21 protein-coding genes are annotated in these 25305 nt (G+C 46.0%); 11 read left to right on the plus strand and 10 right to left on the minus strand.

Annotated features, from left to right (window positions below; translation table 11 throughout):
• Positions 1 to 15: 15 nt before the first annotated feature.
• On the minus strand, positions 16 to 978 hold the full coding sequence (locus tag HB364_RS18605; RefSeq protein WP_167289801.1) for a polyprenyl synthetase family protein: 963 nt from the start codon (positions 976 to 978) through the stop codon (positions 16 to 18).
• A 206-nt stretch (positions 979 to 1184) separates the two neighbouring features.
• On the opposite strand from HB364_RS18605, the gene HB364_RS18610 reads away from it, so the two are divergent.
• The 8 genes from HB364_RS18610 to HB364_RS18645 all read left to right on the plus strand — a co-directional run bounded on the left by HB364_RS18610 (position 1185) and on the right by HB364_RS18645 (position 8181).
• Complete coding sequence (locus tag HB364_RS18610) at positions 1185 to 2843, plus strand: OmpA family protein (protein WP_167289802.1); 1659 nt, start codon at positions 1185 to 1187, stop codon at positions 2841 to 2843.
• A gap of 141 nt (positions 2844 to 2984) precedes the next feature.
• Entirely contained in the window at positions 2985 to 3812 is an 828-nt protein-coding gene (locus HB364_RS18615) for an outer membrane protein assembly factor BamD (RefSeq protein WP_167289803.1), read from the plus strand.
• The gene (locus HB364_RS18620) at positions 3787 to 4128 is read left to right on the plus strand and encodes a DNA-directed RNA polymerase subunit omega (RefSeq protein ID WP_167289804.1); all 342 of its coding nucleotides are present in this window, start codon (positions 3787 to 3789) and stop codon (positions 4126 to 4128) included. Before HB364_RS18615 ends, HB364_RS18620 begins: the two co-directional genes overlap by 26 nt.
• A gap of 77 nt (positions 4129 to 4205) precedes the next feature.
• Positions 4206 to 5405 (plus strand): bifunctional phosphopantothenoylcysteine decarboxylase/phosphopantothenate--cysteine ligase CoaBC, encoded by a 1200-nt coding sequence (gene coaBC, locus HB364_RS18625; RefSeq protein ID WP_167289805.1) that lies wholly within the window; start codon positions 4206 to 4208, stop codon positions 5403 to 5405.
• Positions 5395 to 6318 (plus strand): type IX secretion system protein PorD, encoded by a 924-nt coding sequence (gene porD, locus HB364_RS18630; RefSeq protein WP_167289806.1) that lies wholly within the window; start codon positions 5395 to 5397, stop codon positions 6316 to 6318. Before coaBC ends, porD begins: the two co-directional genes overlap by 11 nt.
• Positions 6315 to 6746, plus strand: a complete 432-nt coding sequence (locus HB364_RS18635; protein WP_167289807.1) for a DUF4296 domain-containing protein — start codon at positions 6315 to 6317, stop codon at positions 6744 to 6746. The genes porD and HB364_RS18635 overlap by 4 nt, the downstream gene beginning before the upstream one ends.
• 32 nt (positions 6747 to 6778) lie before the next feature.
• Positions 6779 to 7477, plus strand: a complete 699-nt coding sequence (locus tag HB364_RS18640; RefSeq protein ID WP_167289808.1) for a CoA transferase subunit A — start codon at positions 6779 to 6781, stop codon at positions 7475 to 7477.
• A gap of 44 nt (positions 7478 to 7521) precedes the next feature.
• The gene (locus HB364_RS18645; RefSeq protein WP_167289809.1) at positions 7522 to 8181 is read left to right on the plus strand and encodes a 3-oxoacid CoA-transferase subunit B; all 660 of its coding nucleotides are present in this window, start codon (positions 7522 to 7524) and stop codon (positions 8179 to 8181) included.
• Here HB364_RS18645 and HB364_RS18650 read toward each other — a convergent pair whose 3' ends face one another.
• From HB364_RS18650 to HB364_RS18670, 5 genes are all read right to left on the minus strand, one after another.
• A complete protein-coding gene (locus HB364_RS18650) occupies positions 8182 to 8847 on the minus strand; it encodes a hypothetical protein (RefSeq protein ID WP_167289810.1) in 666 nt (221 codons plus the stop codon).
• Positions 8848 to 9018: 171 nt separating this feature from the next.
• Positions 9019 to 9675 (minus strand): response regulator transcription factor, encoded by a 657-nt coding sequence (locus HB364_RS18655; protein ID WP_119051708.1) that lies wholly within the window; start codon positions 9673 to 9675, stop codon positions 9019 to 9021.
• A 214-nt stretch (positions 9676 to 9889) separates the two neighbouring features.
• Entirely contained in the window at positions 9890 to 10729 is an 840-nt protein-coding gene (locus HB364_RS18660) for a sensor histidine kinase (RefSeq protein WP_167289811.1), read from the minus strand.
• A 34-nt stretch (positions 10730 to 10763) separates the two neighbouring features.
• On the minus strand, positions 10764 to 11348 hold the full coding sequence (locus HB364_RS18665; protein WP_167289812.1) for a hypothetical protein: 585 nt from the start codon (positions 11346 to 11348) through the stop codon (positions 10764 to 10766).
• 182 nt (positions 11349 to 11530) lie between these two features.
• A complete protein-coding gene (locus tag HB364_RS18670; RefSeq protein WP_167289813.1) occupies positions 11531 to 11902 on the minus strand; it encodes a hypothetical protein in 372 nt (123 codons plus the stop codon).
• Positions 11903 to 12803: 901 nt separating this feature from the next.
• Between HB364_RS18670 and HB364_RS18675 the strand changes: the two genes are divergently transcribed.
• A complete protein-coding gene (locus HB364_RS18675) occupies positions 12804 to 13463 on the plus strand; it encodes a response regulator transcription factor (protein ID WP_167289814.1) in 660 nt (219 codons plus the stop codon).
• A 136-nt stretch (positions 13464 to 13599) separates the two neighbouring features.
• Here HB364_RS18675 and aspS read toward each other — a convergent pair whose 3' ends face one another.
• Positions 13600 to 15429 carry an aspartate--tRNA ligase gene (gene aspS, locus HB364_RS18680; protein WP_167289815.1) on the minus strand — a complete coding sequence of 610 codons (1830 nt, stop codon included), beginning with the start codon at positions 15427 to 15429 and terminating at the stop codon, positions 13600 to 13602.
• A 196-nt stretch (positions 15430 to 15625) separates the two neighbouring features.
• Here aspS and HB364_RS18685 point away from each other — a divergent pair, with 196 nt between their 5' ends.
• Complete coding sequence (locus tag HB364_RS18685; protein ID WP_167289816.1) at positions 15626 to 16456, plus strand: zinc-dependent peptidase; 831 nt, start codon at positions 15626 to 15628, stop codon at positions 16454 to 16456.
• Positions 16457 to 16673: 217 nt separating this feature from the next.
• On the plus strand, positions 16674 to 17477 hold the full coding sequence (locus HB364_RS18690) for a zinc-dependent peptidase (RefSeq protein WP_167289817.1): 804 nt from the start codon (positions 16674 to 16676) through the stop codon (positions 17475 to 17477).
• Between the two features lie 11 nt (positions 17478 to 17488).
• On the opposite strand, the gene HB364_RS18695 is transcribed toward HB364_RS18690, so the two are convergent.
• The 3 genes from HB364_RS18695 to HB364_RS18705 all read right to left on the minus strand — a co-directional run bounded on the left by HB364_RS18695 (position 17489) and on the right by HB364_RS18705 (position 25262).
• Entirely contained in the window at positions 17489 to 17914 is a 426-nt protein-coding gene (locus HB364_RS18695) for a hypothetical protein (RefSeq protein ID WP_208420018.1), read from the minus strand.
• 73 nt (positions 17915 to 17987) lie between these two features.
• Entirely contained in the window at positions 17988 to 19043 is a 1056-nt protein-coding gene (locus HB364_RS18700; RefSeq protein WP_167289818.1) for an NAD(P)/FAD-dependent oxidoreductase, read from the minus strand.
• Positions 19044 to 19160: 117 nt separating this feature from the next.
• Positions 19161 to 25262 carry an alpha-2-macroglobulin family protein gene (locus tag HB364_RS18705; RefSeq protein WP_167289819.1) on the minus strand — a complete coding sequence of 2034 codons (6102 nt, stop codon included), beginning with the start codon at positions 25260 to 25262 and terminating at the stop codon, positions 19161 to 19163.
• Positions 25263 to 25305: the final 43 nt, after the last annotated feature.

Below are 25305 nucleotides of genomic sequence, written 5' to 3' on the forward strand. Positions count from 1 at the left end.
GATAGTTTTTGGGCGTTAAAACTTTCGGTCTGTTGTAAACCGCACAAGTTCTTCCAGGCCCTTTTGTACCTCCGGGTTATCAAATTCCTGTAAGATACTCAATGCCTCGTCACGATAGGCAAACATCTTTTGTTCAGTGTACTCAATACCCCCGGCATGCTTTACCGTATCAATGACTTCCTGTACTTTAGCCACATCCTTATTGTGATTTTTTATAATGTAAATCAGCCCGCGGCGGGTAGTGGCATCAGAATTGTTAAGGGTATATATTAATGGTAAGGTGAGTTTCTTTTCCTTGATATCATTGCCGGTAGGTTTTCCGATGGAGTCGTTGCCATAGTCGAACAAATCGTCTTTGATCTGGAAAGCAATCCCTACTTTTTCGCCAAAAAGACGCATCTTTTCTGTCAGACTTTCATCATGGGTAGTGGAAAAGGCGCCGGCAGCACAGGCAGAGGCCAGCAGAGAAGCTGTTTTGCCGGTGATGATCTCAAAATAGACGTCCTCTTTCAGGTTCAGGGAACGGGATTTTTCCAGTTGCAGCAGTTCTCCTTCACTCATTTTCCGTACCGCATCGGACATGATCTGCAGGATCCGGAAATCATTATGATCCAGGGATAAGAGCATGCCTTTGGCCAGGAGATAGTCGCCTACGAGTACAGAGATCTTGGATTTCCAGAGGGCATAGGTCGAAAAAAAGCCCCGGCGTTCCAGGGATTCATCTACCACATCATCATGGATCAGGGAGGCAGTATGGAGTAGTTCTACCAGGGATGCAGCGCGATAGGAAGAGGCTGTTACAGGCCCGCATAGCTTGGCTGAGAGCAATACAAACATGGGTCTCAGTTGTTTGCCTTTACGGTTTACAATGAACCGCATAATGCGGTCCAGCAAAGGTGTTTGGCTTTTAACGGCTTCCCGGAATTGTTTCTCAAATTCAACCAGTTCATCGCGTAATATTGCCTGTGATAGTTTCATTTATGCCAAAAGGAACGGCAAATTACTATTTTACTTTGTAAGTATAGCAGTAATAATAGCCGTACATATAGGAGTCTTATTGAATGATTGACAGCAAGATAATACAGCTCCTGTTGGCTAAAAAAATTTGGTATTTAGTTTTCAATTAATATTTTTGTGACTAATTTGGACATTGGTTTTCTTAATCCTTCACATAAACTTTAGTTATGGCAAGCAAAAAGTACACAGGTCTGTTTGGCTTACTATGCCTGCTCGCGTCTGGCTCGTTTGCGCAAATAGGCGGCAGCTATGATGTACAGGATTCCTCTGTAATACCATCAAAAAGATTACCTCAGCACAGTGAATTTATGGCTAACAATTACCCCTTTCCTGCTAAACCCAGGAACCAGTGGGAAATTGGTATTAAAGGCGGCCTCGGAACAATAGCCGGCGACGTACGCTCCCGTTTGGGCTTTGGCGCTGGTCTGCACGTTCGTAAAGCACTGGGTTATGTGTTCTCTTTACGTGGTGAATTGGGTTTCATGTCTACAAAAGGGCTTAATTTCCAGCCTTCTTCCAATTATTCAAAGAACAGTGCATGGGATCCTTATTTTGGTTCAAACTCCCCTGTATTCTACAATTACAAGACAAACATCTATGATGCGAGTATCCAGGGTGTATTTACCCTGAACAATATTCGTTTCCACCGGGCTAAAAGCGGCTTTAACGTGTATGCCTTTTTAGGTATAGGTGGTACGGTGTATGACGTCAAGGTTGACGCCCTGGATGGTAATGGTAATCCGTATACTGCCGGTTTCACGACAGTATATAACAATTATGTTGCAAACGGGTTCCAGTACAAAGATCGCAAGGATATCCGCAAGGACCTGAAAGATGTGCTGGACGGAAAGTATGAAACAGAAGGCGAAGAAGATAAGAGCCAACCCAAGCTGTTTGGCGAGTCTTTCAAGCCTATGTTTAACTTCGGTGCGGGTGTGCAATTCAAACTCAGCAAGAAACTGAGCCTGGCTATTGAAGACAAGGTTACTGTTCCCAAGACTGACCTGCTGGATGGTCAGCAATGGCAGGATAATGGTCCTCTTGCTGCTACTGCACAATCCAGGGATTTTGATACCTATAACTTCTTATCAGTTGGTTTGAACCTTTCTGTAGGCGGCAAGTCTACAGAGCCCCTCTGGTGGCTGAACCCACTGGATTATGCTTACAACGAGATCAACAAGCCCCGCCACATGAAACTGCCGAAGCCTGTACTGGATGACGCAGATGGCGATGGTGTAACAGATCAGTTTGATAATGAACCCAATACACCAGCCGGTGCTCCGGTTGACGCTCATGGCGTAAGCCGCGATACAGATGGTGATGGTGTTCCTGATTACAAGGATAAAGAACTTATCACACCTACTCAGTGCCAGCCTGTTGATGCTGATGGTGTTGGTAAATGTCCGCCTCCTGCATGCTGCGATGAGCTCAACAGAAGGCTCGATAGCTTCGACCTGGTTAAGAAAGGTTGCGGTATCGGTGAACTGCCCAGCGTTAACTTCAAGGGTAAATCAATCACCCTGAGCAACGACGCCAAGGCTCTGTTGTCCAGCGCTGCTCAACAAATCAAGGCTAACCCCAATTGTAAGATCGCTGTAGTAGGTTATTGCTCTACCAACAAGTCTGAACAGCAATTAAGCTGGGACCGTGTAAATGCAGTAATCAACTACCTGGTTGAAAAAGAAGGCATTAGCTCTGATCGTTTCATCTTCAAATATGGTGAAACAGGTGGCGAATGTACTACTGTTGATCTGCGCGACGGAACTGGTGAAGAAGGTCCGAACACGGTACCTGCTCCGCACCCGAACTTACGCCGCAGAGGATAATACTTTTGCTGTCAGCATTATAAATATAATAACCCCTCCTTGTCTCAAGGAGGGGTTTTATGTTTATCTTAACTACTGGTTTGCCCCCATTTTACAATCCTTTCCTATTTTGCGGCTAATACCTTAACTTTGCCCACCTTTATGAAGTCAGCGTTTTTAATTGTATTTTTCGCCTTAGGGCTCGCATCCTGTTCCAAGTTTGCCAAAGTGCAGAAAAGTAATGACTATGATTACAAGCTGCGGATGGCTGAAAAGTATTACGTAGCAAAAAAATACAATTATGCCAAGCAGCTTTACGAAGAGCTGTTTCCGCTGCTGAAAGGGCAACCCCAGTTTGAAGATCTTTTCTATAAGTTTGCCTATTGCGCTTATTACCTGCGCGATTGGATGAATGCTGAAAACCTGTTCAAGCAATTTGTAGAGGTATTCCCCAACAGCCCCCGTGCCGAAGAAATGGAGTATATGCGGGCTTATACCTACTACCGGCAATCACCCAAAACGCCATTGGATCAAACCAATACGCAAAAAACGATCGGGCTAATGCAAACTTTCATCAATACGCACCCCGGTTCGGCCAGAATAAAAGAGGCTACTGAGATTATTGATAAATGTCGCCTGAAACTGGAAGAGAAAGAGCACCTGAGCGCAGAGCTGTATTACAATATGGGCAAATACCGGGCAGCGGCTATTGCTTATAACAGTTTGATGAACGATTTCCCGGATTCTCAAAGAAGCGATGAATATAAGTTCCAGATCATTAAATCCTATTACCTGTTTGCATCAAACAGTGTGGAGGAAAAGAAACCCGCCCGTTTTGAGCAGGTAGTGACTGAATGCAATGATTTTGCTGACCGTTTCCCGGAAAGCAAATTATTAAAAGAGGTGGAGCGTTATTCCAACTTATCGCAAAACAATATTAAAGAAACCAGTAAAGCCCTCAATAATGAGCAAGTTAAGAAGACAAATTAGCGCTAACACCGCTAACACAGCGGAAACCAAGGATCTGAATGTGATCAAAGGCAAAACCGGTAATGTGTATGAATCCATTGCCATCATTGCCAAGCGCGCCAACCAGATCAATATTTCCCTGAAAGAGGAGTTGCACAACAAGCTGGAGGAATTTGCCAGTCATACAGATAGCCTGGAGGAAATCCATGAGAACAAGGAGCAGATAGAAATATCCAGGGCCTATGAGCGTATGCCCAATCCTGCTTTGCTGGCTACCCAGGAATTCCTGGACGATAAGATCTATTATCGTAAGAATGAAGATGATCTGTTCAGCTAAGCTTTTCTCTCAGTAAAAATAGTAAGCGATGGGGCGATATCCTGTCGCTTTTTGTTTTGAACAAGAAACTTTTAATCATGTTCCAGGACAAAAAGATCTTGCTCGCCGTTACGGGAAGTATTGCTGCCTATAAATCTATCCTGCTCACCAGGTTACTGGTAAAGGCCGGCGCCGAAGTAAAAATTGTAATGACGCCTGCCGCCCGCGACTTTGTTTCGCCCTTAACACTTTCCACGCTTTCCAGGAACCCTGTAGTTATGGACCTCGCCAGTAATGAATCCTGGTCCAATCACGTGCAATTGGGCCGCTGGGCCGATATTATGGTCATAGCCCCGCTAAGCTGTAATACGCTGGCTAAAATGGCGCATGGACTGTGCGATAATATGCTACTGGCCACTTACTTATCAGCTACCTGTCCGGTAGTGATAGCTCCGGCCATGGATGAAGATATGTGGCACCACCCCACCACCAAGGCCAATTTGCAGAAACTGGAGTCTTTTGGCAATAAGATCATCCCGGTAGGCAGGGGAGAGCTGGCCAGCGGTCTCTATGGCGATGGCAGGATGGCCGAGCCGGAAGCGATCGTGCAGTTTATACAGGAGCATTTTTTTTTGAAGCAGGACCTGGCCGGTAAGAAGGCATTGGTTACCGCAGGCCCCACGTATGAACCGATTGACCCTGTGCGCTTTATTGGCAATCATTCCTCCGGGAAGATGGGACTGGCCATTGCGGAAGAACTGGCTAAAAGAGGCGCCAGCGTTCACCTGGTATTAGGGCCTTCGGCTGTGCATACCGATATACCGGGTATAAAGGTGCATAGGGTGCAAACGGCTGAACAGATGTACGAGGCCTGCATGAAGGAATTTGCTACCGCAGGTATCGCTGTGATGTCGGCCGCTGTAGCCGATTATACGCCCGCCGTTACCGAGCCGGAAAAGATCAAGAAATCGTCTGGTTCCATAACCGTAGAACTTACCAAAACAAAGGATATCCTGAAGGCCCTGGGACAGGAAAAGCGTAAAGGACAGTTATTGGTAGGCTTCGCCCTCGAAACCACGAATGAAAAGGAATATGCACTGGGTAAGCTGGCCAGCAAAAATGCTGATATAATTGTCTTAAATTCCCTGAATGACGAGGGGGCCGGCTTTGGTTATGATACGAATAAGATCACTATTTTTGAAAGAAGCGGAAACGAAATCCCCTACGAGCGAAAACCCAAACAACAAGTGGCCCATGATATCGTTGATAGAATTGTAAACATGTTGTATGCGCAATAAACTTTTTTTGTTGGTGCTGGTATTTTCCGGGCTGCAGGCAACTGTGACAGCCCAGGAATTGCAGGCACGTATTAACATTAATGCCAGCCAGGTAAGCTCACAAACAGATAAGAAGATCTTTTCGACGCTTCAGAACTCCCTGAATACATTCCTGAATAACCGTAAATGGACGAATGAAACTTTCCAGGCGAATGAAAAGATCGTTTGCCATTTCCTCATCGTTATCAGGGCAGCGCTTCCCGGGAATGTTTACCAGGCATCCATCACTGTGCAGGCGGCAAGGCCGGTATTTAATGCCAGCTATGAAACGCCCCTGATCAATTTCCAGGATGAGTCGTTTAACTTCAAGTACGTGGAGTACCAGCCCATTGAATTCAACGAAAACCGTGTATCAGGTTCAGATCCCCTGGTATCCAATCTGACGGCCACACTTGCCTATTATGTGTATGTAATCCTGGGGCTCGACTTTGATTCATTTGCTTTGCGGGGCGGTGATCCTTATTTTCAGAAGGCCCAGGCGATTGTCAACAATGCCCCTGAAAACAGGGATATCGCCGGTTGGAAGGCTTTTGACGGATTGCGTAACCGTTACTGGCTGATGGAAAACCTTACGAATAACCGGTACACCCTGGTGCATGATGCCATTTACAGTTATTACAGGCTGGGCATGGATGCGATGTATGAAAATGAAAAGGAAGGCCGGAATGGCATCCTGAACACCCTGAATATCCTGAATACCCTGAACACAGATATTTCCAATACGATGATTATTCCCTTTTTCTTTCAGGGTAAAACCAATGAGCTGGTACGTGTGTTCAAAAAAGCCACACCGGAAGAGAAACAAAAGGCGCGTGAAATACTCATGAAGGTAGATCTCTCCAACGCCAATACGTATAAACAGGAATTGAAATGACAGACCTCCTACCTCGAATAGCAGGCTGCCTGCTCATCGTATTACTGGCCGCCTGCACCAATAAGAATAAAGTGCCTTCGGATGTTCTGCCCCGCGAGAAGATGGAAAAAGTAATGTGGGATATGATCCAGGCCGACCGCTTTTCTTCCCAGTTCCTGGAGAAGGATTCTGCCAAACTGAATGTCAAAACAGAAACCTTTAAGCTGTACGAGAAGGTGTTCCTGCTTCATAAGATCACGAGGGATGAGTTTGTACACAGCTTTAAGTTCTATCTTAGTCGTCCCGACATTAACAGGGAACTGTTTGATTCATTGTCTGCCCATGCCAACAACCGGCGCGCAGAGATGTATACGAATCCTGACACCAGCGGAAGAAATGACACAAGCGGAAGAAAGGCCCGGTTCCCGGGTGCCCAACAGGTACAGTAGCAGAGACCAATGTATTACGAACCATAACTTTTATGAATAAAGTTGTCGCTAACGCTGATGCTGCCATCCATGATATTCCCGATAGTGCCACCATTATGCTGGGTGGATTTGGCTTGTGCGGGATTCCCGAAAATTGTATTGCGGCGCTTGTAAGGAAGGGTATTAAAGACCTCACCTGTATTTCCAATAATGCAGGGGTAGATGATTTTGGGTTGGGGATGCTTTTAAAGACCCGGCAGATCAGGAAGATGATGAGTTCCTATGTAGGGGAAAATGCAGAATTTGAACGTCAACTGCTGAGTGGCGAACTGGAAGTAGACCTCATTCCCCAGGGAACCCTGGCCACCCGCATACAAATGGCCGGTATGGGTATTCCCGCCTTTTTTACACCCGCCGGCTACGGAACAGAGATTGCCGCCGGCAAAGAAGTACGTGAATTTAATGGCAAGATGTACCTGATGGAACAGGCATTGCATGCCGATTTTGCCATTGTAAAAGCCTGGAAAGGCGATCATTCCGGCAACCTGGTATTCCGGAAAACCACCCGCAATTTCTCCACTTCAATGGCTAAAGCGGGTACTATTACCATTGCAGAAGTAGAACACCTGGTGCCGCCCGGCACACTTGATCCGGACCATATTCATGTGGCCGGGATCTATGTGCACCGCATTTTTGAAGGTAAGGATTATGAAAAAAGAATTGAACGCAGAACGGTACAGATGAGTTCATAGCGCTAGTAGCTGCGACAAACAATAACCGCAAACCATAAAGACTTATGGCCTTAGATAAATTCGGTATTGCAAAACGTATTGCGCAGGAGTTGCGCGATGGGATGTATGTAAATCTGGGAATAGGTATTCCTACCCTGGTATCTAACTATATTCCTGCCGGTATTTCTATTATGCTGCAATCGGAAAATGGTATGTTGGGCATAGGCCCATACCCGGTTGCAGAGGAGATAGATGCTGATCTGATCAATGCCGGTAAAGAAACCGTAACCATTTTGCCGGGTGGTGTTTTTTTCGATAGTGCAGAGAGTTTTGGGATGATCCGTGCCGGTAAGGTGGACCTTACGGTGCTGGGCGCTATGGAAGTATCGGAGCAGGGAGATATTGCCAACTGGAAAATTCCTGGTAAGATGGTAAAGGGCATGGGAGGAGCGATGGACCTGGTGGCCAGCGCCAAGAACATCATTGTGGCTATGATGCATACCAATCCGAAGGGAGAATCGAAGGTATTGCCTGCCTGTACCTTGCCGCTCACCGGTGTACGTTGCGTAAAACGTATTGTGTCAGACCTTGCTGTAATAGATGTATTGCCGCAGGGAGGCTTTAAACTGGTTGAAAGGGCACCGGGAATAACTGTAGAGGAAATACGTTCCAAAACGTTGGGCAAGCTGATTATTGAAGGTGAAATTCCCGAAATGAATGTGTAATTAGTTATTGGCCTGTTCCTTTTCCTTCCTGGCCATATTAGCTGCCACTATAAAAAAGATGAAGCGGATACCGTTGATCACAGACAGCAGGATCATTTTTTCCTGTTGCAGGGCCAGTGTGCCTTTCCCCTGCGCTCCCACAAAACCGGTAAGAATGAACATGCTGAAATAACAGATATTTCCCCCGGCTATCCAGAATACAGGCGACTGGAAAATGAATAATTGCTTATCCCTGATCAGTTGTAATAAAGCGATGACTGCTGCCACCAGCAGGATGAAAGCTGCTGCGATGGCCAGGGCAAAGGAGTGCGTTTCAGTACCCCGGAGTGCATAGGCGGTAATGGCCACAGATAAAAAGGCGATGAGTACAGTGTTCATGATCTCCCTCAGCCAGCCGGTGGTAATGATCATTTTAAACAGGTAAAGCAGCACAGCAAACTCACCGAGGCCGAATACGCTGTTGATGGAATTATTGTTGGCGGGTATCAGCCTGGGAATATAGATCATCAGGTGTTGCAGGAAGGACAACAGGCAGATGGCGCCCAGAAAGATCATGATATCCTGCTGCCAGGTACGCCGGATAAAAATGATTAAAATAGGGATAACAGGCAACAGGATTGCCATTATAGAGAATACTTCAGGTATGCTGATACCGGTTTTTACCATTGCAGTAGGTTCGGAAACCGGTTTTCCATAGCGGAAAACTTTCTTCCTGACCCATTATTCTGTTGGGTGAAGAATAAAGTTTCGGTTTAATGTTATTGAGATTTCGTAGCTGTATATACCAGTGGGCTAAACGATCTGTAGTTTGATATATGTCAGCAGTGGAGAATAAAATTAATCAATTAAGTTGTTTTTCACGGCAAAGAATACCAGGCCGGCTGTATTTTTTGCACCAAAGCGCTCCATAAGCCGGTCTTTGATAGCTTCCACCGTACGGGGGCTTACTTCCAGTTTTTGCGCAATTTCATGCGCAGTGAATTCCATACAGATGTATTTGATAACATCCCGCTCCCGGTCGCTAAGGGTGATCTCACTATTAAGGGTAGGTACTACCTTTTGGCGTGCATGTGATTTTTTTAATAAGATCCTGTTAACGAAGTTGTTAAGATAATATCCCTTGCTCATTACTTCCATAATGGCCTTCTTGATCTCGGCAGGATCAGCACTTTTGAGCAGGTACCCATTGGCGCCAATTTCCATCATATGGCTCACAAAACGTTCATCCTCATACATGGTAAGTGCTATGACATGTATTTGAGGGTATTGTTTGGCTACCACTTTGGTAGTTTCTATGCCATCTTTTTGGGGCATACGCAGGTCCATGAGGATAACATCGGGTTGCTCAGGGGCTGAAGGAAGGGTATCCAATAACTCCTGACCATTTTCTGCTTCAAAAACAAACTTGATATTAGTGTAGGGCCGCAATGATAATATAACACCCTTCCGGAAAATCTTGTGGTCATCAGCGATAGCAACTTTAATGGGTCCCATTGTTTTTATGATATTGGCAACTCAATTTACTGAAAAACTTCCGTTATCACTACTTCTGTGCTCCATTAAAAGTCATACGATCGTATTGACTTTCAATTATTCACTATTACTGAGTGACGGAGCACAAATGTAATTAGTTTTAATGCTTCAGTGACTGAATATTATTATGTAAACAGCGTTTAAGTCTTATCGCATGACCGAAAACAAATCACAACTATTCGGCCGCAGGCTCTTCCTCCAGCTTCGGTATTTCGATGGTAACCTTATAATAGGTCTGGGACATATCCTTCTCAAAAAAGATACGGCCCTGTAATAATTTCAGCCGGCTCTGGATGTTTTTTAATCCCAGGCCAACATTACTTTTATTCAATTTCTCGAAGTCGTTTTGTGTAATACCCCGCCCATCGTGGTGCAGCCGGATGTATAATTTATTACCGCCTAGGTTCTGGGTAAGATGAATGAAACTGGCATTACTGTGCTTCAGGATATTATTGACAAGCTCCTGTATAACGCGGAAAATGATCAGTTCCTGGTCGGGATGAAGGCGTTCGCGGTAGTCGTGGAAGCGGCAACTGGCATTCATGCTGCCGGAGCCGCTGATCTTCTGGAAAAGATCGTTAACAGCCGATTCCAGCCCGAAGTTCTTGAGTGTGGGGGGCATCAGGCTATGGGAGATATTGCGGATGAGCTGTATGGTGTCGTCTATGATCTGTTTGGCGTTATAAATGCTTTGCAGTTGCGTGGTTTTGTCTAGGTTCACCAGGTTCTCATTCAGGTAAAGGCGGGCGGTAGCCAGCAAGGGCCCTGCGTCGTCATGCAGGTCGGCCGCAATACGCTGGCGTTCCTCTTCCTGCAGGCGTATAGAGGCATTCAGCAACATCTTTTGCTGCTCCTGTTCCAGGCGTTGTAAACGCATCTGGTACCGGATGACCTTCCGCTGGTGGAAAATGATGAAAACAATAAGCCCGATGGTAAGCGCCAACATGCCTACTGTACCGAAAAATAGTACAAGGGAAACGGGGCTGTCGGGGTTATTGATTTGCAAGAAGAACATGGGTAGTGCCTGGGGCGGGGTTGGTTTTTATGGGTTAAGTGGCTGTCTTATCATACTCAAATAATTCGTCACTGAACGGCCGCTCTTCTAAAGGGCGCGGCTTATAGTTCGGTATGATAAAGGCAATCGCTAATAATACATTTTTAAGTATGTTGGAAATCGAGTTGATAAACCAGTAAGAGCGTCTTTCCTGCTGTGAAACGAACTCGGCTGAGATAAATAAAAAGAAGGTGGCCGCCATGTAAATGAGGATGGCTACAATGATCCAGAAAGTTTTGGATGAATAAATAAAGGAAACTTCCATATCCCTGATCTGCTCAAAGAAAAAGATAACGCAAAAAATAATGATCAGTATAGATTCCAGCGAAGCAGGAATAGCATCAAAGTTGTTGGACTGATCCCTATTAAATATGTAGTAGAGTACTATGATGTAAAAAAGAGGAAGAGCAAATAGGATAAGTTTTTTAATTTTCTTTGATTTAAAATTGAAGGATAGAAATATGGAGAACAGGGTATATTCGACTACGGTGAAAAAGCTAAAAAAATAGAACTTGGTTTGGGAATTGTCCGGAAAGGAGCCATTCGTAAAATCCGTAAGAAGGGATAGGACTACATACACAAAAATTACCCATAGTTTTTTTTCATTGTTTCTCTTTAAGAAGAAAAGAAAAAAAACTATGGGCAGTAGACCTGATACTCCACTTAATATATTAAGTACACTTTTGAACAAAGCCCTTTAAAGTTTCTCAAATATAAAAGGCATTTGCGTAATAGTCAAGTAATCAGGAAAAAAGAGCTTTTTTATAGGCCGAAGATCCATTTCCACCAGGATCCTTCTCCGTCTGTTCTGTCGCCAACAATGCCTTCTTCGTTCGTAATATTACCATCCCTATTTACGGCAGTGTACTCGAAAATGTTCTTGCCGTCTTTGTCGATACCTACGTAAACCAATGTTTTTTTACCGTTTTCGTCGATAGCGTTGTAGAAACGGATGCCTTCGCAACCAGGCTGAGCCAGGATCTGCTCAATGATGTTTTTGCCAATTGCGTAAGAAAGTGTGTCATTGGGGTTGGCATTCCGGTAGTTAGAGATAAATTCAGTACCCAGTTGATAGCCAATTTCCTCACCGATAGCAGCAGTTGGACGCTTGGTGATGAGTTCATTTTGCATCATAGTAGTAAGTTTTTAGAGGTTTAGAATAGTAGTTTGGAGGCCCAAAAAACCTCTAAAAAAAAAAGGTAGACAACGGGTAGTATTCATGGGCAAAATGGATTAAATTGCCTGCAATTCAATAGGGTCGTGGATTTGCGAGGATTTGCCTCGTAACTGTACGAGGGAAAAACGAGTAAAAGCGCGAGATAAACTTAGTATTTCTACTAACGTAGTTGACGCAAGAAGGGCAGGTAGACTTACTAATCAGAGGGGAGTTATTAACAACCGGGGCTAAAATGTGGATAAGTAAATATACTTAGCGAACGGATGGATTTTAAAAACGGGACTACCGGTCAGATAATCTACAAATACTGTGCTGTTTTTTACTCCCTGGCCTTCTGGAAGCCACTATTGAAGGGATTGGGACAAGGGATCTGAAGGGAAGCAAGCTTCTGTATAACGATAAAGCGGTAGGAATCAACAAACGGTAGAAAGAAGAAGTTGACTGATATTGGATTTGACGTTGGTTTTCATAAGATAAATGGAAATTATTTCTGGACGGTAACTCAGGACATTGGATGTTAGAGAGGTTGCCTATCCATCAATCAATCAACTTCAAAACAAAAATAGCCGGATACATAATAAATAGCAAGAGCACTTTTGCTCATTTTTATACGTTCAGTATTTACAGGGTCGGACGTATAAGTTCAATATCCCGGTTCGAAAAACTCCGATTGATAATAATCAACTAACTATTGTTGTGCATATCAGGTAGTTTTTTTATGCGAAATTGCCTGCACAGGGTAGCCTCGTGAGTTTGTAGCGGTATTAACTTTACCCCTGACAATTATAGTTCTCGTAACCATACCTGAATAATTATGTAGCCTTATAACCGTTTAACAAGCCAAACCCGCCTACAATTATGAGTGCTGAACTGGTAATTAAAGTTTCACTCGCGGATGACCATAAAATCTTCCGTGATGGTATCAAAATGGCTCTGAAAGGGAAGGAATACCTGAAAATCCTCTGGGAAGCCGAGGATGGCAAAGACCTGATGCACAAAATGCAACTCAAAAAACCCGATGTTCTGCTGATGGATATCCGCATGCCTGAAGTAGATGGGGTCAATGCAATCGGTATCCTGCGCAAGGAATACAGCGATGTTAAGATCATTGTCCTTACCATGTACGATGATCAGGAGATGATCACCAAAATGATGGAAATGGGCGCTAATGCCTATCTCACCAAAACATCGGACCCCGACGAGATATACCAGGCCATCCTGACCTGCATGAATGATGATTTTTATTTCAATGACCTGGTAAACAAAGCCGTATTATCCAAACTGCAGACTAAAAAACAGGTACGCCAGTTTTACCCCAATCCTGTCAAATTCTCTGAAAAAGAGATCCGTATTCTGAAGTTGCTGGCCGAAGACAAAACCACGGAAGAAATATCCAAAGAGATCTTTTTAAGTCCCCGCACCGTAGAGACCATCCGGCAGAACATGAAATCCAAAGTAGGGGCCAAAACCATTGCCGGCCTTATTATGTACGGCATGCGTAACAAACTAATTGATTAAGCTATAGATACTATCTACACTTCCTGTTCTTACTATTAAAAGCAAAGGGTACAAGTCACACGGTGTGTAACTGTACCCTGTATATTTTTACCCTGTTATTTTCCGCTCAATCCTCCTAATCCCTCTACATCCCGGTTCAGCCCTTTGGATTCAGTTTGATCTGCAATTCATCCAACTGCTTATTATCAACGGTTGACGGAGCATCCAGCATCACATCCCGGCCACTGTTGTTCTTGGGGAACGCGATAAAATCACGGATGCTTTCACTGCCGCCCAGGATAGCACAAAGGCGGTCAAAACCGAAGGCAATACCACCATGAGGTGGAGCGCCATATTCAAAAGCGCCTAACAGGAAGCCAAACTTATGCAATGCCTCTTCCTTGCTCATGCCCAGGGCTGTAAACATTTTTTCCTGCAGGTCACGCTGGAAGATCCGGATAGAACCTCCGCCGATCTCATTACCGTTTAGTACCATGTCGTAAGCATTGGCCTTGATATTGGCATACGGATGCTTGAGGTATTCCGCTGCATTCTCAATGACCGGGTTATTGTTGATCATGATCTGGATCTGATCAGGCTTAGGTGCTGTAAACGGATGGTGACGGGCTACCCAGCGATTGTCTTCTTCACTGTATTCAAACAGCGGAAAGTCGAGCACCCATAATAACCTGAACTCATCTTTCTTACGCATGCCCAACCTTTCTCCCATTTCCAGGCGCAACTCACTGATAGCCTTACGCGTTCTTTCTTCAAAGCCTGCCAGTATCAATACCAGGTCGCCGGCTTTGGCGCCGGCAGCATCTGCAATGGCTTTCAGTTTATCTTCCGTAAAGAATCTATCTACACTGCTTTTGTAAGTACCATCTGCATTGCATTTGATGAATACCAGCCCCTGCATACCAATCTGCGGACGTTTTACCCAATCTGTCAGCTCATCCGTTTGCTTACGGGTATATTCTGCGCAGCCGGGCACGGCAATGGCTACAACTGTTTCTGCCTCATTAAACACTTTAAAATCGACTCCTGCGATCAGTTCTTTCTTCGCCAGTTGTTCATATTCTTCAGAGAAAGCCGATTTAATATTCAGCAATGGCATGCCAAAACGGATATCCGGTTTGTCATTACCATATTGCCACATGGCCTGTTCCCAGCTCATGCGCTGGATCTTGTCTGTATAATCAATGCCCTTCACTGCTTTGAAGATATGCCTGATCATGCCTTCAAACATGTTCAGGATATCCTCCTGCTCTACAAAGCTCATTTCACAGTCAATCTGCGTAAATTCAGGTTGACGGTCGGCCCGCAGGTCTTCATCACGGAAGCACTTTACTACCTGGTAGTAACGGTCATAGCCGCTAACCATTAATAGTTGCTTAAAAGTTTGCGGCGATTGGGGCAATGCATAGAACTGACCGGGGTTCATGCGTGATGGCACTACAAAGTCGCGCGCACCTTCGGGAGTGCTCTTGATGAGGAAAGGCGTTTCTAAGTCCATGAACTGCTGTTCATGCAGGTAATTCCTGGCAGCACGGTTTACCGCATAGCGCAACTCCAGGTTCTTTTTCACTGCATTACGGCGCAGGTCGAGATACCGGAACTTCATCCGCAGGTCATCGCCGCCATCCGTATCATCCTGTATGGTGAAAGGAGGGGTTACTGCTTTATTGAGGATAGTGAAAGTCTTTACTTTGATCTCAATATCGCCGGTAGCCAGGTTGGGATTTTTATTGGTACGTTCTGCCACCAGCCCTTTTACCTGTATCACGAATTCGCGGCCCAATGCTTGCTGGTCTAATTGGGGGTTTAATTCTTCCGCGAATAACAGTTGAGTAATGCCGTACCGGTCGCGCAGATCGGCAAAAGTGATGCTGCCGAATTTCCTGACCGTCTGTATCCAACCGGCGAGAGTTACTTCCTGGCCGGCCTGTGCTAACCGCAGTTCGCCACAGGTATGCGTTCTGTACATGCCTATTATGGTTTATTTTATGTTTATGCTGTTTATAATGAATATTGAAATTGGACGTTATCTGTACTGTAACCGGTTAATAGTCAATATTCAAAATTTGCCAGATCCCTTTTGATCAGTGAGCGGCAAAGGTAACAGAAAACAGGCATCCTTTCGCTGCCGGGTGAGGCGACCGAAAATGATTATTTTATAAACTATGTCCCTGGATACTGCCTACATATTATTTTTTATTATTATGCTGGTATTGCTGGGATACCTGCTTTTCCCGGGCATGATCCGCCGCCTGCGCCTCTTTTTTTACTCCCGTAAGGCGCAGACTGTTTATGAAGACAGGCAGCCCGATTACCATGCGATGCTACACCAAAACCTGCCTTATTACCGCAACCTGCCACCGTCCGAGCAGCAACGGTTTGTGCGGCGCACGGTCGTATTCATGACTACCAAGCAATTTGAATATGTGGAGCTACAGCCGGAAGAACTGATGCCCCTGCTGATCAGTGGTACGGCGGTGCAGCTCACTTTCGGACTGGAGAATTACCTGATGGAACATTTTGAAAAGATCTATGTGATGCATCATGACTATCATTACGGTTTTAACAGTGTTCCTTTCCAGGGCCATGTGACCCATGAAGGTATCTATCTTTCCTGGAGCAATTTCCTGAAAGGTTATAACGATTACCAGGATGGCGACAATGTGGGACTTCACGAGATGGCACATGCGCTTGCTTACGTAAATTTCAACGTGAGCGATGGACGCGATGACGGTTTTCACGACCGGTTTATCCGTTTTTCGAAAACCGGCCGGACTGTATTTGAAAACATGCAGGCCGATTTCTCCGGTGGTTTCCTGGGCCGGTATGCAGCCACCCGGTACGAAGAATTCTGGGCGGTTTGCGTGGAGAATTTTTTTGAGCGTCCTACTTCTTTTAAAATACAATTGCCTGAGCTATATGCAGCTATGTGCCTGCTGCTGAACCAGGATATTTTAACACCCAATGTATTGCTGACTCCAGTGGAAGATATTTAACGTCAGTATGTTATAATATGTTGCTAAAATTATCCACCGGGGCTTTCATTTATGAACTATTGTTTTTATTTTGTATCCGGGTTATATGCCCAGCTTACAAGATCCCCCTGTTTCTATTTGAATTCCATCTCCCGAAAGACCGTTTTTTCTAATCCAAACTTTGTGAAACCAATCCGTTGCTCGTTTGCCTATTCACAAAAAGAAAAAATGGACCCTTATGGAAATTTTGATCATTTTCCTGGTGGTTTGTAGCATCCTCATCCTCCATAATCCGGTGAGTGAGTGGATCAACCGCCTGTATGTTAAACGTCAGTACAAGTCTTTTCTCGCCCAGGAAACCTTTTATCACACCATCGTCTCCCGTTATATACGTTACTATAACAGGCTCAATCTGGAAGAACAACGAAAATTCCTTTTTCGCACCTACCTGTTCCGTAAGGCTAAACGGTTCCATTATATAGAAGTGAGCGAAAGCGCTGAGATGCCCATTCTGATCAGTGCCGCTGCTGTGCAGCTTACCTTTGGATTGGATAAATACCAACTGAATTACTTCAAGGATATCTATGTGATCAAGGACGATTATCATTATGGCTTTTATTCACGTCCTTTCATGGGGCATGTAGACCTGAGCGGTATCTATTTATCCTGGGATAATTTCCTGAAAGGCATTAAAGGTGAATCTCCTAATTGTAATGTAGGATTGCATGAAATGAGCCACGCATTGGCTTGGGTTAATTTCATTACGCAAACAGAGGAAGACAAGCATTTTAAAAAGGAGTTCAAGAACTTCTCCAAAGTAGCACGTCCCATCTTTGAATCCATGCAGCATGGCGCTAAGAACATACTGGGTGAATATGCAGGCAGCAACTACCATGAGTTCTGGGCAGTGAGTGTAGAGGTGTTCTTTGAGAACCCCATCCGGATGCGTCATGAATTGCCTGAGCTGTTCAAGGCCATGAGCCTCCTGTTGCGCCAGGACCCTTCTGTAATTGTTAATACAGCCAATAAAATTGCTGCTTAGCAGATTGATCTTTACACTACTTCTTCTGATACAGGTGCTACGGATACTTTCAGTTCCGTAGCATTTTCTTTTTTGCGTTGCAACGGTGCATAGATGAGATAGTAATACAACAGGATCACGATGCCCAGCGAGAAAGGAATAATGCAATAAGGCTTTACCTGGTCATCTACTGCATAGAATTCCGCCACCATCCACATAGAGTTGGCCAGTATCCAGATGGCAATGGCGAGGTTATGTGCCAGCTCAGCGGCGATATGCCGGTTTTTCCAGGCAATCCAGATGGCTACCAGCAGGGTAGGCGCTATCATAACCATGCCCAATGGTTTGAACACGAGGCACCAGCATAAGTCTTTCACCAGCCAGAATAGGATGTGCAGGTTTTCCATTTTACGGAACTTAGCCGGAACTACATACAGCTCCTTAGAATCCTGTGACACGGCAATAAAGTTTAAATGACGGAGGGTTGTGAACGGTGCAAAAATATAAAACACTCGCCATTTTGCCACTGGTCTATCTTGCCAGTACTTTCTGAAATCTTTTGACATCGGCTTCCGGTAATAAGGCCACCTTCCCCTGGAGGGATTGTACCCACTGGTGGGCAAAATACGGGGCCAGTGAACAGCCCTTGGTACCCATGCCATTGAAAATGCCTACCGCCGGGTGCTGGGGGTGGAAGCCAACAAAGGGGCGGCGCTCAAGCGTGGCAGGGCGTACTGCTGCCTTATGGTCAATGATCGTAAAGGGGAGTTTGACTGTTTGTAACAGCCAGTTATGGGCAAATTGCCGGAAGCCGGGGGTGGGCAGGTCATTATCAAACTCCCATAGGTAAGTAGAACCCAGCCAGAAAATATTGTCTTTCCAGGGCACCAGGTTAAATCCCTTCTTAAAAATATGGGTGGTGGGCAGGTCATTGATCTCTACCCACACTGCTTCGCCTTTATTGGGAGCAAAGGGCAGGTTTTTGAAATAAGGATTTTGTGCGGAAGCAATGCCATCACAGAAAATAATGCGGGAAGCAGTAATGTCTTTATACCTGATGCCATCCGGCGCTACCTGTAAATGGGCTACTTCAAACAGCTCTTCCCTTAACAAGGCCTGTTGCTGGAGCCGGGTACGGTAAGCTGGTAAAATATCCTGCAACCTGATGAGGTAACAGGGATTGATCTCGCCATAACCAAAATCATACTGGAATAAACTATGCCAGTGGTAGATGTCTGCCGGCAGTGATAAATATTGCGTATCCTCTCCATAGCGCTTTTCAAAAGCGATCTTCATTTGTGGGGTAGCAAAAAAGTCTACGATGCTTTTCTCTTCAAGAGCCGTGATGTTCAGGGCAGCACTCAATGCGGCATAGGCTTCATGGGCAAAAGGCATTACGGTATCAATAAGCCAGGTTTTGACAATGCGCCTGCCCGTAACAGGGTTGATGATGCCGGCAGCTACTTTGGAAGCGGTGTTGGACTGGGGATGATCTATAACGATACAGGAATAACCGGCCTGTTGAAGATACCAGCTTAAAAAAGTTCCGCAGATACCCTGACCTACGAGCAGAAAATCTTTGTGCATACTGCAAAAATAAGCCGGCCACCCTTTCAAAGAGTGGCCGGCGGAAAAACTGTTAAAAGGTGGGCCGCCCTGCAGGGCTGCTTTGCCGCGCTGCAAGGGCGACTCACCTTTAACTTTTTATTTCGCTTCTACATTCACTTTAATACCTTCTGAATGACTGGTAAATTCAGGTGCATACATACACTGAATGCTGGTAACACCATTGCTGAAGGTGCCGGTATGGGTTACAAACAGCGGGTATTCAAATACCCAGGTGCCCTTGGGCAGGTAACCAAAGAAGAAGTTGGTGCTGGCATCTTTGGTGCTTTCATAATAACCCAGGCCACCCTGCCATTTGTAGTTGCTTAATACATTCACCGGTTCCATGCAGGCCGCCCGCGTATCTTTCATGTGTACATATTCCATATTGCGGTCCACGCGCAGTTCAATACGCACTTTTACTTTATCGCCTACATTCAGGGCATCGCCCTCATTCACCGGCGTTAATACAGGACCACGGGCTGTATTTTTTTCTACAAATAGTTTCTTGCTCAGCTTCAATGGTGTGGAGGCCGTAGTGATCTTGTCCAGGTTCTCAAAATATTGCCAATACACAGCGCCCCAGGCTACTGATTCACCGGCGGCAGGAGCTGTGGAGGAAACGGATACTTTAATATTACCCATCTCGGGTTTTACATCCTTACCATCAATTACCTTTTTAAGATAGCTGGTGCCGGCTTCCTGTGCTTCACTGGTGCTGTTGATGGTATAATTGCCCAAACTGATCTGCACTTCCGGTGTGGCGGTCAACCAGTCGGTGCCTTGCAGCAGCAATGCATAGCAGGCATCGGCGGTAGCCTTCGTTGTTTTCCAGTGTTGCGTTTGCTTTTGCTTCAGCAGCCAGGCTTTCATACCGGCTACGGCCTTGGCATCTTTGGTTACCTCAGTAAAGGTTTCTATCAGTAATGCCTGGCTTTCAATGGGGCTTTGGTACCAGTAATAGCCACCGGTCATGTCCTTCCAGTACATGCCCATCTCTTCGCTGGTGAGGGCGTTTTCTTTCAGGGAGGCTACAATGTCTTTGGGCGTTTTACCGTCTCCCGTGCGGTGCAGGGCCAAAGCGATCAGGCCTTGCATATACCTGCTTTGTTTTAACCAATGCTGTTGCGCCTGTTTACGGAAATAATTGTAGGCTTTGGTCACAGTGGCCGGTATAGGCGTTGCCGGGAAGAAGCTGCGCATGTACAGGTATTGGATCTGTATACTGCTGAGCCCGTCAACCGGTTCTTTCTGTTTATTGTTCTTTAATAAATCATCATAATCTTTTTTCAGCGCCTTATCCAGGTAGGGGATGGCGCCGTTTAATATGGCGGTGATCTTTGTCTCTTCTTTGGCGGCCTTCAGCTTTTTCAGGTGAGCTATACCGGTAACAATATACTGGGTGATATACCGGTCGTCGGGGCCGCCTTCAAACCATACAAAACCTCCATTGGGGCTTTGCATATCCTGCAACTGGCCCAGGGCGGATTGCTGTTCTTTGGCCATCCGCACCATATCAAACAGCAAGGCAATATTTTTCTTTTGTTGTGCTTCTGATTTCGCCTGTAATACCCAGGGCGTTTCCTGCAGCAATACTGATTTCAGTTCTTCATTCTTCTGCAGGTTGCTGAGCAGGGCGGCGGTATCGGCGGTTTTCCACCGTTCAAAAATGGCTTTGATACGGGGAGATGCATTGGCAATGGAAGTGGCCAGTGTATTGGCATAATAGCGATTGAATACCTGTTCTGCACACTCATAGGGGTATTCCATCAGGTAGGGCAGGGCCTGTACGGCATACCAGGCCGGGTTGCTGGTGAACTCTACAGTTACTGCATGTTGGTTCAGCGTTTCACTCTCCCCGCTCTTCAGCAGTTTGTCGAACGTGAAAGTTTTAGTACCGCTTCCCCGTACTGGTAAAGGCAGGCTTTCTGTTACCAGCATGCGGTTGCTTACCACCGGCAGCATATTTTCTTCACCATCGCTAAGTACCTGCTCATTGGCGCCGGCTTTGGTAGCGGCAACAATGCGGTAAGTAACCGGTTTATTGTACTGGTAAGGGATCTCCAGCGAAAAGCTTACCGGGATGCTTTGGCCGGCTGCTACGGTAAAGAACTGGTTGGGGAATACATTCCGAAACCAGCCATCCACCGATTGGTTGGTAGCAGGGTCAATCAGTTGCAATTCTACCTGGCCGGTCAGTTCCTTATTGCTCAGGTTTACGATCTTGCCGCTGAAGTCCATCCGGTCGCCCTCCCGCATAAAGCGGGGTGCATTGGGTTGCACCATCAGTTCTTTTTGGGTGATAATGCTTTTTTCCCCGGCGCCAAAAGCCAACTCTTTGGTATGGGCCAGTAGCTGCCATTTCCATTGGGTAAGCGCTTCGGGCATGGTGAAAGACAATTCAACATTACCGGCCGCATCTGTATGGAGGTCGGGGAAGAAGAAGGCGGTTTCATTGAAGTTCTTGCGTGGCTGAACGGCAGGAGGCGCCTCCTGTACAGCAGCTTCTTCCTGCTTTTCTTTCAACGCCATTTTATTAGCACTGAAAGCGTATGACCCTTCTTTTGCTTGCCTGGCCGCAGGCGCAGCAACCAGTCCGGCTGTCATCTCTCCCGTAACAACAACCTGATCTCTCATAATCCCTTTTGAGCCGTCAGGATCTGATTTTAGGTCAGGTACTCGTAGATACCTTTGAACATCCCAATTATTGTCGCTGGTTACAAAACTCAGGTCCCGGAGAGAGCCATCTTCATTATGTATCGGCCTGGAGGCTATATACAACTGATCATAATCTTTGGGAAAGTGTGCTGACTCTTCATCGTTCCTTGGCTTTTCTTCTGATCTGACGGCCTGGAAACCGTGGTGCATGGTCCACATGCTATTGAAGAAAAAGTTATTCCATAGATCAGGTTTTGACCAGCTATGCGGTTGGAACTGGTCCAGGGAAGCATCATACATAGAGGTCAGCACTTCGGCTGCCACCTGGTCGCCCTTATAGCCACTGATCTTTACCTTCCATTTCTCTGCACTGCCTGGCAGGGTCTTATCGCGGTAGGTAGTATAGGAGATCGTCAGTTCCTTATTGGTATAAGGCACCTGCAGCGTCAGGTTATCGCTGTACGCCCGGTTATGCTTTATAAAAGCGATCTGTACACCCAGTCCTCCGCGGTCATTTTCTGTGATGGGTATTTCAAAGGAAGGACTGTTCCTGTTCACGATCGTGAACTTTCTTTCGTCTTTGGTATTCTTCCGGCCAATATCATGGACCATAAACACACTGTCCAGGTTGCTGGTAAGCTGGTAGCTGGCAATTTCGCCAGGCTCATACGAGGGCTTGCCCGGTTTAATGTTGCCAAATACCACTGGATTATAGCCGCGGTTTTTATTATCCAGTTGAACGTATTGTATATCCCTTACGGCTTCACCATATTTGTCTTTGGTAACTGCTTCTATCATATACCACCCAACCGGCAGGGAAGTTTTACGCAGGGTAAATTGTCCGCTGGCAGTAGTGGTGTCTGTCACTTCCAGTACTTTTTCCAGCTTTTCCCAGGTACTTACTTCACTTTCATTCCCATATACATCATACGGGAATGCTGCATAATATTCCTGCCGGGTCATCACAAACTGGTCTGGCTGCTCCCAGTAGCGGTTACGGAAAATGCGTTCCGGCGTTTTCAGCTTGTGTATAGTGAGCGTTACGGAAGCCTGCTCAAACAGGTCATTCAGGTTGGTGGTGGATACTCTAATTTGTTGAAGACTATCCGTATGCAGCTCGCCTGGCGTATTTACTTTCAATTGTAGCGCCTGGTAAGCCACGGCTACGGATGTGTTGCCGCTCCTCGTTTCGCCGTTAATGTCTGTCACATCGGCGCTTACCTCGTAGTGGAAGGTCGGCTGGCCTTTTTTATCAATGCTCAGATCGGGCAATGCCTTGAAGGTAACGGTAAAGCTGCCATCGGCTTTCGTAGTGGTGGTGCCGTGGGCAATCTCCACTTCCTTCCCGCCCCGCGGAGGCCATATCATTTTGCCCCAGCCATAATACCATAAGGGTATAATGGTTCTGCGCACTACCCGGTATTTTACGGCAGCGCCGTCAATATTATTGCCGGCATAGGCTTTGGCGGTGCCGGTCACCGTAATGCTGTCATTCAGCTTGTACGTGCCGGCAGGTTTGGCGATCTCTGTATAAAACTTAGGACGTTTGTATTCTTCTACGGAGAAATAAATGGAATGACTGGTCTTTTTATCCTGTATAGAGAATTGACCATTCAATACATTAGACGGTAAAGTAAACTTACCGGAATAGGAGCCGTAAGCATTGGTCGTTACTTTTACGGAATCTACTACTTGTCCGTTTACATCATAGAGGATAACGGTGGTAGGGAAATTGGTTACCACGGCATTTTGGTCATCCCGGCGGTTGATCACAATACCTTTGAAATACAGGGTTTGCCCTGGGCGGTAAATGCTGCGGTCGGCAAAAAGAAAGGTCTGGTTCAGGGCCTTTACCGGTGTTGTTTCTGCGCGTTGATAATTATACACGTAATTGTCCAGCAATAAATGGTCGTCTTTGGTGGTTACCTCAAGGCGGTATTCACGATCGGTACGCGTTTTGGAAGGATACAGCACAAAGTGGCCATTTTTGTCTGTTACCATATTCTCTCCCTGTCGGTCTACATTCTTTTGTGTACTATAATCATAATTGCGGTACCATACCTGTATGGCAGCCCGGTATACCGGCGCGCCTGTTTCACGGTTCAGCACATAATAATCCTGCCCATTGTTAATATAGGCCAGGTTGGATACATGGAATGATTGTATGGCCAGCGGATTTTTCTCCAGGCTGAATTCTTTATTCGCACTGATGAGGAAGGCGTATTCACCTACAGGTAATCCTTCGGCTTTGATCTCGGTGCGGTGCTGCTGGTGGTCCCTGGTATCCGGCAGGTTTTGTGTGAAGGATTTAAACACGGGCAATTTTGTCAACTGAATCCAGTACTCATCTTCCCACCGGTTACTGCTCAGTTGAGCCTTTGTTTTTTTGTCCATCTTCACCACCCGCATATACAACTGGGTTACATTGCGGTAAGTGACCAATACCCTGAAGGGTTGTTCCGGCACATTGACTGCTTCTGCCTGCAGGGCGATCTCTTTACGTTGTATCTCTGTCAGCAGGTTGATGCAATTGGCTTTCCCTTCACTGGAATCTTTTTGTTGTATTATCTTCTCACAAAGGGCTTTGGCTTTTATCCAGGCATACTGGTTTGCGGTATCCTTTAGCGGATCGTAGGTCCGTGCATCTTCTGCATAGGAAGCTGCCAGCAGGTAGGAGGCTTGTGCCGCAATGGGTAAGTTGCCATGGCGGGCAATAAGTTGTTCAAGGGCTTTCCGGTACAGGGCCTGCTTATTGTCCATAACAGCATAGCTCTCTGCAAAAACAAGGCGTTTAATATCTACATCTATCAGGGCATCCGGTTTCGCATCGGTCAGGTGCGCCCGGATCAGGCGCTGGAACAACTGCAATGCTTTTACGTGTAAGGAGCTGCTGTCGTCAACCGGGAATGGGTGGGTGGCAAAAATGGCGGCCTCCCCAAAAGCGGCAGGATCATCGATCTCAAAAGCATCTGCCGCTTTTTTGATATTGCGTTCATCTGATTGAAAGTAGTCCAGCGCCCGGTGCGCCAGCAGGTCAAACAGGGTAGGGCGCAGGTAACGTACATTGCCTTTAAATATGATGGGATCATAAGTATCCAGCCTGGTTTGCTGCAACAGCTTTTCATTTTTTAAGGAGGCCAGGTAAAGCGTACTGATCCTGGTATGAAAGTCATCCGGTCCCCAGGTCGCCAGGTCCTCTTTAACAAAATTTTGGGTAGCAGTTCGGTCATATAATTGCCAGCGGTGCTGTGTAAAATAAATGTGATACTGTCCTGCTGTCATACTTTGCAATATGGAGCGGGCAGGTTCAGCGGCGGCCTGTATTTCCTTTTCAAGCAGTAGTATATTTTTCTGCAGGGCATTCTCTTCTTTTACCGATTGCAGGCCCATCTTGAACAGCAGGGCTTTTATCAACTGCGGATCATTTTTCTCTTTCTGCGCCAGTGCGTAGATCTTATTCACCTGGGTAAGGGCAGAAGCTGTCAACCCTTTTTTATTCATCAGGCTGTCAACCTTCTTCCATGCTGCGTCATAGGTATTCATTTTTTGCTGTGCGGTTGCGGTGATCAGAGATAAGACGGATATT

It is taken from the genome of Paraflavitalea devenefica, assembly GCF_011759375.1.
GTDB classification, from domain to species: domain Bacteria; phylum Bacteroidota; class Bacteroidia; order Chitinophagales; family Chitinophagaceae; genus Paraflavitalea; species Paraflavitalea devenefica.

Bases quoted from the DNA above. Each gene is read 5' to 3' on its own strand.
- HB364_RS18605 (WP_167289801.1), bottom strand. From the start codon at position 978: ATGAAACTATCACAGGCAATATTACGCGATGAACTGGTTGAATTTGAG.
- HB364_RS18610 (WP_167289802.1), top strand. From the start codon at position 1,185: ATGGCAAGCAAAAAGTACACAGGTCTGTTTGGCTTACTATGCCTGCTC.
- HB364_RS18615 (WP_167289803.1), top strand. From the start codon at position 2,985: ATGAAGTCAGCGTTTTTAATTGTATTTTTCGCCTTAGGGCTCGCATCC.
- HB364_RS18620 (WP_167289804.1), top strand. From the start codon at position 3,787: ATGAGCAAGTTAAGAAGACAAATTAGCGCTAACACCGCTAACACAGCG.
- coaBC (WP_167289805.1), top strand. From the start codon at position 4,206: ATGTTCCAGGACAAAAAGATCTTGCTCGCCGTTACGGGAAGTATTGCT.
- porD (WP_167289806.1), top strand. From the start codon at position 5,395: ATGCGCAATAAACTTTTTTTGTTGGTGCTGGTATTTTCCGGGCTGCAG.
- HB364_RS18635 (WP_167289807.1), top strand. From the start codon at position 6,315: ATGACAGACCTCCTACCTCGAATAGCAGGCTGCCTGCTCATCGTATTA.
- HB364_RS18640 (WP_167289808.1), top strand. From the start codon at position 6,779: ATGAATAAAGTTGTCGCTAACGCTGATGCTGCCATCCATGATATTCCC.
- HB364_RS18645 (WP_167289809.1), top strand. From the start codon at position 7,522: ATGGCCTTAGATAAATTCGGTATTGCAAAACGTATTGCGCAGGAGTTG.
- HB364_RS18650 (WP_167289810.1), bottom strand. From the start codon at position 8,847: ATGGTAAAAACCGGTATCAGCATACCTGAAGTATTCTCTATAATGGCA.
- HB364_RS18655 (WP_119051708.1), bottom strand. From the start codon at position 9,675: ATGGGACCCATTAAAGTTGCTATCGCTGATGACCACAAGATTTTCCGG.
- HB364_RS18660 (WP_167289811.1), bottom strand. From the start codon at position 10,729: ATGTTCTTCTTGCAAATCAATAACCCCGACAGCCCCGTTTCCCTTGTA.
- HB364_RS18670 (WP_167289813.1), bottom strand. From the start codon at position 11,902: ATGATGCAAAATGAACTCATCACCAAGCGTCCAACTGCTGCTATCGGT.
- HB364_RS18675 (WP_167289814.1), top strand. From the start codon at position 12,804: ATGAGTGCTGAACTGGTAATTAAAGTTTCACTCGCGGATGACCATAAA.
- aspS (WP_167289815.1), bottom strand. From the start codon at position 15,429: ATGTACAGAACGCATACCTGTGGCGAACTGCGGTTAGCACAGGCCGGC.
- HB364_RS18685 (WP_167289816.1), top strand. From the start codon at position 15,626: ATGTCCCTGGATACTGCCTACATATTATTTTTTATTATTATGCTGGTA.
- HB364_RS18690 (WP_167289817.1), top strand. From the start codon at position 16,674: ATGGAAATTTTGATCATTTTCCTGGTGGTTTGTAGCATCCTCATCCTC.
- HB364_RS18700 (WP_167289818.1), bottom strand. From the start codon at position 19,043: ATGCACAAAGATTTTCTGCTCGTAGGTCAGGGTATCTGCGGAACTTTT.
- HB364_RS18705 (WP_167289819.1), bottom strand. From the start codon at position 25,262: ATGAATACCTATGACGCAGCATGGAAGAAGGTTGACAGCCTGATGAAT.